The sequence below is a fragment of the Bradyrhizobium sp. genome (genome assembly GCF_052389815.1).
In the GTDB taxonomy this organism is placed as follows: Bacteria; Pseudomonadota; Alphaproteobacteria; order Rhizobiales; family Xanthobacteraceae; genus Bradyrhizobium.
In genome coordinates this window covers 1-7,599 of sequence record NZ_JBQTHN010000018.1, presented here as the reverse complement: position 1 = coordinate 7,599, position 7,599 = coordinate 1, and the positions used below count along the sequence as shown (strand labels likewise).

The following is a 7,599-nucleotide window of genomic DNA, read 5'->3' as shown; positions in this document are numbered from 1 at the left end:
TGCAACGGTAGTAAGAAAACGCACACGGATTTGACAGGTACAGCCAGGACATCCCGACCTTCCCCGCGCAATGGTTTTAAGGCTTATACGTGATCTCCCCGGGGAGCGGCCTTTCTTGCCCCCGTTGCCCCGCCGGCACAGGCCAGCAGGGATAGACGCCAGGGTCGCGGCGCCAGGACCACACGACTTCGCCGTCCGCCGCTGCGTTTCGCCCGGTGCAAGCACCTGACGCAGCAAGCGGCCCATCGCAACCCGCACCACGCTTCGTGACGATCGCGAAACGTCCCTCACGGTGGCACGGGCTGGGGAGACGTATAGTTCTGATTTGCGCAATTGTCAATATCAGAATTTCTGATTTTTGCAATTTGTGAACCAGCCCTTGAAATTGCTGGTGAAATTCCCGAGCACGCTGCTCCCAAACCTGGTCGGCGGGATCACACCCCTTCCGGCGGCAGGCCCGGCGCGGTCGCGGCGGGGCGCAGGCGGTTGCGGACGCGCTCGCGGTAGAAGGCGTAGAGGCCGGACAGCACGATGATGGCGGCGCCGGTCACCATGAAAGCGTCCGGGCGGTCGCCGAAGGCGATGGAGCCGAGCAGCATGGCCCAGATCAGCGCGGTGTAGCGGAACGGCGCGACGGCGGAGATATCGCCGGTGCGCAGCGCCGAGATCACGCATTGATAACCGATCAGCAGCAGCACCGCGGCCAGCATCAACAGGCCGAGCGAGCGGCCGGGCAGCGGCGTCCAGCCGCCCAGCGGATAGATCACGACGGCCCCGGCGGTGGTCACGGTCACCGTGGTCAGCAGCGTGATGAACAGCGAGGGGATTTCCGCCGGTATCTTCCGCGTCGCAAGGTCGCGTACGGTGCAGAAGGCGACGGACGAGAGCGCGAGCAGCGAGAATTCGTTGAAGCCGGCCGTGCCCGGCCGGACGATCACGAGCACGCCGATGAAGCCGGCCGCGATCGCAAGCCAGCGCCGCCAGCCCACCGGCTCGCCGAACACCAGCGCAGCCCCGAGCGTGATCATCAGCGGCTGCGCCTGGAAGATCGCGGACGCATTGGCAAGCGGCATGTGCGCGATTGCGGAGAGGAACGACAGCGTGCCGCCGATCTCGCCGATCACGCGCAGGCCGACCGGACCGATGACGAGCGTGCGCCACGGCCGCATCGCGCCGGCCCAGGAGGCGAGCGCCGCAATCAGCACCATCGCGAAGGCGCCGCGCACCAGGATGATCTGGCCGATGTTGAGCTCCGCCGACACCGACTTGGTGATGGCGTCGTTCATGGTGAAGGCGGCCATCGCCCCGGCCATCAGCAGGCTGCCGCGGATGTTGGGATGGGAGTGCAAGGGAGCCAATTCCAAAATCGTCATGGCCGGGCTTGACCCGGCCATCCATCAGCTTCGAACGACTTTTGTGAAGATTGATGGATACGCGGGTCAAGCCCGCGTATGACGAATTCCCTCACACCGCGCCGGCCTTCTGCGCGTATTCCCAGGATGCCTTGGAGAGCGGCACCGTGCGTGCGGCCGATTCCAGGGCCTTGGCGTTGGCGGCGGTGCCGTCGCGGATGCGGCCCGCGATACCCTGGGTGATGCCGGCGAGGCGGAACAGGTTGTAGGAGAAGTACCAGTTGAGGTCCGGCACGGCCATGCCGGTGACGTCGCAATAGATCTGCGCGGCCTCTTCCTGGCTCGGAATGTTCAGCGCCTTGAGGTCGGCATTGGCGAGACCCGGCATGGTCCATTGCATCAGGAGATAGGTGAAGTCGGCCATGGGATCGCCGAGCGTCGACAATTCCCAGTCCAGCACCGCCAGCACGGTCGGTTCCGTGGGGTGGAAGATCATGTTGTCGAGGCGGTAATCGCCGTGGACGATCGAGACGCGCGTCTGCGCCGGCACCGTCTTGGGCAGCCATTCGGCGAGCTTCTCGAACTCGGGAATGTGCTGCGTCTCCGAGGCGCGATACTGCTTGGTCCAGCGGTCGACCTGGCGCGCAAAGTAATTGCCCGGCTTGCCGAATTCGCCGAGGCCGATCTTCTCGGGATCGAAGGTGTGGAGCCTGGCCAGCGTCTCGATCTTGCTGGTGAAGATTTTTCGGCGCGCTTCCGGCGGCTGGCTCGGCAACTGCGGATCCCAGAACACCCGGCCCTCCTCCATCGACATGATGTAGAAGGCCGAGCCGATCACGGCATCGTCCATGCAGAGCGCATAGGCCCTTGCGACCGGAAAATTCTGCTTGCCGAGCGCGGCGATGACGCGAAACTCGCGATCGACCGCATGTGCCGACGGCAATAATTTACCGAACGGGCGGCGGCGCATCACATAGGAGCGGCCGGGCGTGTCGAGCCGGTAGGTGGGATTGGACTGACCGCCCTTGAATTGCAGGACGGTGAGCGGACCGGCAAAACCTTCGACGTTCCCGGCCATCCATCTGGCGAGGTTCGCCTCGTCGATGCGATGGCGCTCCTCGACTTCGCGAGTCCCCGAGAATTCCTCGTCCTTCCTGACACCGTCGTTCACGCTGACGCTCCCTAAAGTTTCTTGTCCGTCTTTCCTCGTCGTTCCGGGATGGTCGGAACGACCAGACCCCAATGCGCAACTGCGCATTGTGGAACCTCGAGATTCCGGGTTCGATGCTGTCGCATCGCCCCGGAATGACGGTGGAGAGAGCGCTGCGTGCGCTCTCGCTTTCTTGTTAGTGCCTCGGAGCGTTTTGATACTTCCGAAGTTCAAGTCTGGCAATGGCGCGGTTATGCACTTCATCCGGGCCGTCGGCGAGGCGCAGCGTACGGATGTGGGCATAGTCGCGGGCCAGCCCGGCCTCGTCGGAAACGCCGCCGCCGCCATAGGCCTGGATGGCGTCGTCGATGATCTTGAGCGCGATATTGGGGGCGGCGACCTTGATCATGGCGATCTCGAGTTGCGCGGTCTTGTTGCCGACCTTGTCCATCATGTCGGCGGCCTTGAGGCAGAGCAACCGCGTCATCTCGATGTTGGTGCGGGCCTCGCCGATGCGCTGCTCCCACACCGAATGCTCGACGATCTTCTTGCCGAAGGCGGTGCGCGAGGACAGGCGCTTGACCATCTTCTCCAGCGCCTCCTCGGCCTTGCCGATGGTGCGCATGCAGTGATGGATGCGGCCCGGGCCGAGACGGCCCTGCGCGATCTCGAAGCCACGGCCCTCGCCGAGCAGGATGTTGGACGCCGGCACCTTGACGTTCTCGAGCAGCACCTGCGCATGGCCGTGCGGCGCGTCGTCGAAGCCGAACACCGGCAGCATCTTCTCCACCTTGATGCCGGGCGTATCCAGCGGCACCAGGATCTGCGACTGCTGCTGGTGCCTGGCCAGCGACGGATCGGTCTTGCCCATCAGGATCGCGATCTTGCAGCGGGGATCGCCGACGCCCGACGACCACCATTTGCGGCCGTTGATGACGTAGTGATCGCCCTGCTTCTCGATACGGGTCTCGATGTTGGTGGCGTCCGACGAAGCAACCGCCGGCTCCGTCATCAGGAAGGCGGAGCGGATCTCGCCGTCCATCAGCGGACGCAGCCATTTGCGCTTCTGCTCCTTGGAGCCGTAGCGCATCAGGACTTCCATGTTGCCGGTATCGGGTGCGGAGCAGTTGAATACTTCCGAGGCCCAGGAGATGTGGCCCATCTCTTCCGACAGCAAAGCGTATTCCAGGTTGGTCAATCCCGCGCCGCGGAATTCGTCGTCCTCATGATCGTTCGGCGGCATGAACATGTTCCAGAGGCCCTCGGCCTTCGCCTTGGCCTTCAGCTCCTCGAGAACGGGAATCACCTTCCAGCGCGCGCCCTCCTCGTCCTGCTCCTGGTAGATCGGCACCGCCGGGCGGACGTGCTTGTTCATGAAGGACTGAACCCGGTCGAGCCATTCCTTCTGCCTGCTGGACAACATGAAATCCATCGGACGCTCCTCGCTTTTTCCACTTATCAAAACCGTTGGCGCAACTGTCCGCCTGCAGCCGGCATCGACGCAAATCACAAAACTTGCGAGATGCTCGCAGCAGCATTGACATTTGCCGCCCTTCAAACGATAGTTTCATACAACTGTTTGAATTGCAACACCCTCGGCGCATTCCTGTCATTCCGGAGCAGCCTACAGGGCTGAACCCGGAATCTGGAGATTGTGGCGCGAGATTCCGGGTTCGCGTCTTCGACGCGCCCCGGAATGACGAAAGAGCGAAGACCATGGCGTCAGATCAGACCCGCTCTGCCATTCTCGCAGCCGCCGAGCGGCTTTATGCCGACCGCGGCTTCGGCGACGTCACGCTGCGCGACATCGTCGCGGAGGCGAGCGTCAACCTTGCGGCGGTGAATTACCATTTCGGCTCCAAGGACGAGTTGATCGCCGAGCTGTTCGTCACCCGCTCGATCCAGACCAACCGCGAGCGTCTCAACGAGCTGAAGGCGGCGGAGGAAAAAGGCGGCGGCCGCGCTTCCATCGAGGAAATCCTTCGCGCCCTCGTCGGCCCCACCCTGCGCGGCTGCCTCGGTCCCGACCGCGAAGGATCGACCGCCGCACGCTTCATGATCCGAGCATCAATCGAATCGGTGCCGCCGATCCGCCGCATCAAGAATCGCGAGATCGATCATTTGCGCAAATTCGCCGCCGCGATGCGCCGCGCGCTGCCCGGCCGCGACGAGGCCGACCTCTACTGGGGCCTGCACTTCGCGCTGTCGATGAGCCACCACACCATCCGCGAAAAGGAGCGGCTGGCGAAGCTGTCCGAAGGCAAATGCGACTTCGACGACGTGCAGGCGATCGTCGAACGCGTGGTGGGCGTGGCGGTGATGGCGCTGAACCCGGCCTCGCCGGCGAGCAAGCCTATAGTCCGCACGGCCACCTCGGCCGCACGGGCCTCATAGCTGCACCAGGTACCGCTTCTGTGCCATCTTACGGGTACACCGAAAGGCGTACCATTCTGCGCCATGAAAAATAGGAACTCATGGCACCATACGTAATTTGCAGTTGCGGTGGGCGATGCCAGCTCATCTAGTTGACCATGACGCGTGCGGAATTCGCCGGGCACGCGAAGTTGGGCCATTGTTGTTGGGTGCGTCTGCAATTGCGTATCGGTGCGCGTAGCGAAAACGGATTTGAAACAAGGTCAGGAGCGTCTCCCGGCACTACCCGGAATTGGGCCTGCGGCGGATGCGCTACCGAAGGTGAACAGCCGTGACCCCGCCCGGAGGAGCAGATAACCGCCTCCTGGCAGCGCTGCCACAAGCAGACCTGGACTTGCTGATGCCCGATCTGGAAGTGGTCGCGCTCCACCAGGATGAGGCCCTCTCGCGAGCAGGCGAACCGATCGAGCATGTCTACTTCCCCCATAGCGGCGCCGTCACCCTGATGATCAACATGGCGAGCGGGAAGACAGTCGCTACGGCCGTCATCGGGCGCGAGGGCGGGGTTGGCCTGCTTTCCGTGCTCGGGCCCTCACCTTCGGCCATTACGGCCGTCGTTCATGCGGCGGGCACGGCCTCGCGGATTCCCGCATCGCGATTTCACGCCGCGTTCACCGGCAGCGCCGCGATCCGGCAGTTGGTCCAGACCCACGTCCGGTCATTGCTCATTCAGCTTCAGCACGGCGCGGCGTGCAACGCGCTGCATCCGGTCGAAGCCCGGCTGGCGCGCTGGCTGCTGCACTTTCGCGACCGCATCGACCACGACGTCCTGCCGCTGACGCAGGAAGCGCTGTCGGAGATATTGGGTGTGCGGCGAACGACGGTGACGCTCTTGATGCGCAATCTGCGCGCCTCCGGGGCGATCCGGTCCGAGCGACGAGGCCAGCTCGAGATCGATCGATCGCGGCTCGCCGCAATCACATGCGAATGCCACGGCACCATGAATCTCGAGGTCGAGGAGATCTTCGCCCGCGGTTCGGCCAGAACCCGCATTGCGGCGGAGCCGGTCGAACCGGCAGGCGAAAGGCGCGAAGCCAGATGATCCGGTTGCGCGGCTGCATGCCGCGAAAGCTCATTGTCCGGGCAATCCAGTCGATGCCTGATCAGAGTCCGGGCCGATCGACGTCAGAGCCGGACTGGAATCGTATCTCGAACTCCGCAAGCTCGCGCAGCACCTTCGCCACCTCGCGCAGCTCGTTGCGCGCCGGCCCCGGCTTCAGCCGCCGTGCCTCGACGAGGAAGTCTTTCGCCTGCAGGAGAAACGGCGATGTCTCGGCGGAATATCGCATGTGCGCCATGGTGTCCCCCATTGCAATGATTGACGTGCTGCATTGACATTCAGGCCGGCGCGCCCTCGCTGCGAGGCTCCGCCCGCGCGGCAGACTCGTATACCCAGGCTTCCCGCGCGAACCAGGCGTGATCCGTGTCGCAGGCCGGACAGCGGGTGCGCGAGAAGAATACCGCGCTCGAGCGAAAGCGCTCGCGGTCGATCTGAATGCCGGTGGGGATCGCGCGTCCGGTTTGCGGGCACTTGATCATGACCATTCCCATGCGAACCTCCCAGGATGTTTCTTTTTTTGATAGAACCGGCCGGTTGGATTACGCCTCTTGTCGGTGCGCGGTTGACTTGGGGGGCATCACGCACCTGCCGTTGTTGTCGAGCACTTGGGTGGGCTCATGCTCGTGGCGGGGCTCATCTCCAACCGGCCGGTTACCCTCCGCGCCGCTGTCTAGCTGGCTTTCTGGAATACGCTTGCAACATGTTTCCTGACGGGTTCGCCAGCTTCCGTTGCGAGCTTCTGGGCAAGCTCCCACAGTTCCCTGTTCTGGGCGGAGGTGGCGTCGAAAGTCTTGCGCGCCTGCTCCGCGGAAAGGGTGACAACGTCCGTCACGGACTTGCTGCCCAAGAGATGGAAGAAGAAATCCATCGCGGCGGCCGTGTTGGCGTTCGATATTTCGATGACCTTCAGCCCGTAGCTGGTCGCGCTTTCGGCGTTCGCCGAATAGGACTCGCGCAGCGACTGCGATACCTGCTCGGATGCGGCCTTGATCTTTTCGCAGTTCGCCTGCGCGCGGGCGACCCCCTGCTCTGCAAGCGCGCCGAGCACGCCGGGCAACGCGAAACCATTCGTTCCGCTCAGGTTGGTCGTTCCGTTCGGATTGGCCTTCTGTACGCTTTCACTCACTGCACTATTCCCTTCCACTGCACTATTCCCTTCGCAAGCGACATCATTTCCCGAGGCGCTATTCTGCGTCACGGGAGTGAATGGAGACGGAGTGACGATCCGCTTCCGTGCCCGATCAGTTTTCTGGATGAGCTGCCATCCAACCCGGCTTTCACTATGTACGACTAAAGAAGGGTCGTCCGTTCGGTTTGCGACTCTCGCGAAAAATTTTTCTCAAGAAGTCAAGAGACGCAGACGTCACTATCTACAGGAATGAATGTGTATCCACCGGAATGATTATGCCGATGACACAATTGGAGAGTGGCAAAGGCCCGACGCGTGCGCCGTCGGAAAAAACGGCGCCCGAGGCCATTCAGATCCACCGCATCGTCGTGGACCGGCAGGGCCAGCGCTGTGCGCAGGGCCCACCCATAAGATCACCCTACCCACCATAAACCCCATCACCATAGCCACGGGGGAGACGATATAAGCCAGCACC

General features: G+C 63.1%; 8 protein-coding genes. 2 read left to right on the top strand and 6 right to left on the bottom strand.

The features are described 5' to 3' along the window. Window positions 1-434: 434 nt before the first annotated feature. The 3 genes from ACT4OC_RS05030 to ACT4OC_RS05020 form a co-directional block, all read right to left on the bottom strand. Window positions 435-1,373, bottom strand: coding sequence for a DMT family transporter (locus ACT4OC_RS05030; RefSeq protein WP_444837870.1), 939 nt, complete (start codon window positions 1,371-1,373; stop codon window positions 435-437). A gap of 91 nt (window positions 1,374-1,464) precedes the next feature. Further along, window positions 1,465-2,523 carry a phosphotransferase family protein gene (locus tag ACT4OC_RS05025; RefSeq protein WP_444837869.1) on the bottom strand — a complete coding sequence of 353 codons (1,059 nt, stop codon included), beginning with the start codon at window positions 2,521-2,523 and terminating at the stop codon, window positions 1,465-1,467. A 175-nt stretch (window positions 2,524-2,698) separates the two neighbouring features. Then, window positions 2,699-3,934 carry an acyl-CoA dehydrogenase family protein gene (locus ACT4OC_RS05020; RefSeq protein ID WP_444837868.1) on the bottom strand — a complete coding sequence of 412 codons (1,236 nt, stop codon included), beginning with the start codon at window positions 3,932-3,934 and terminating at the stop codon, window positions 2,699-2,701. 284 nt (window positions 3,935-4,218) lie between these two features. Between ACT4OC_RS05020 and ACT4OC_RS05015 the strand changes: the two genes are divergently transcribed. Both ACT4OC_RS05015 and ACT4OC_RS05010 read left to right on the top strand, forming a co-directional pair. Beyond that, a complete protein-coding gene (locus ACT4OC_RS05015) occupies window positions 4,219-4,896 on the top strand; it encodes a TetR/AcrR family transcriptional regulator (RefSeq protein ID WP_444837867.1) in 678 nt (225 codons plus the stop codon). Window positions 4,897-5,206: 310 nt separating this feature from the next. After that, entirely contained in the window at window positions 5,207-5,977 is a 771-nt protein-coding gene (locus tag ACT4OC_RS05010) for a Crp/Fnr family transcriptional regulator (RefSeq protein WP_444837866.1), read from the top strand. Window positions 5,978-6,038: 61 nt separating this feature from the next. On the opposite strand, the gene ACT4OC_RS05005 is transcribed toward ACT4OC_RS05010, so the two are convergent. The 3 genes from ACT4OC_RS05005 to ACT4OC_RS04995 all read right to left on the bottom strand — a co-directional run bounded on the left by ACT4OC_RS05005 (window position 6,039) and on the right by ACT4OC_RS04995 (window position 7,121). Beyond that, window positions 6,039-6,233 carry a hypothetical protein gene (locus ACT4OC_RS05005; protein ID WP_444837865.1) on the bottom strand — a complete coding sequence of 65 codons (195 nt, stop codon included), beginning with the start codon at window positions 6,231-6,233 and terminating at the stop codon, window positions 6,039-6,041. 40 nt (window positions 6,234-6,273) lie between these two features. Further along, entirely contained in the window at window positions 6,274-6,486 is a 213-nt protein-coding gene (locus ACT4OC_RS05000; protein WP_444837864.1) for a hypothetical protein, read from the bottom strand. 179 nt (window positions 6,487-6,665) lie between these two features. Further along, entirely contained in the window at window positions 6,666-7,121 is a 456-nt protein-coding gene (locus ACT4OC_RS04995; RefSeq protein ID WP_444837863.1) for a phasin family protein, read from the bottom strand. Window positions 7,122-7,599: the final 478 nt, after the last annotated feature.